The organism is Pseudomonas sp. SIMBA_068 (assembly GCF_046534705.1).
Lineage (GTDB): Bacteria > Pseudomonadota > Gammaproteobacteria > Pseudomonadales > Pseudomonadaceae > Aquipseudomonas > Aquipseudomonas putida.
Genome location: NZ_JAWRYI010001015.1, coordinates 1 through 255, shown reverse-complemented (window position 1 = coordinate 255; position 255 = coordinate 1). Strand labels below are relative to the sequence as shown.

At 39.6% G+C, this 255-nt stretch carries 1 protein-coding gene; it reads right to left on the bottom strand.

The genetic code is table 11. From position 1 onward, the window contains the following. Positions 1 to 255, bottom strand: a 255-nt coding sequence (locus SB756_RS32495) for a redoxin domain-containing protein (RefSeq protein WP_410913562.1), incomplete at both ends; no start/stop codon positions are given.

Sequence of the window (255 nt, the reverse complement as noted above, 5' to 3'; positions counted from 1 at the left end):
ATCAGCGCTTACAGTCAATATTTCAATACTTGGAAATTGCAGCGCCACTTTTTCGTTAAAGTGCTTAGTTTGTAAACTACACACACCGGTATCTAAACTTGGTACTACGCTAATTAGTAATGCTTGCCCTTTGTAGTTTTTGAGCGTTACAGGCGTAAAGTTACCATCAACTACTTTAAAGTCAGGTGCACTTTCACCTACTGAGACACCTTCACCCATTAAAGTAATTGGTTTGCCCTGTACTGACACTTTTCC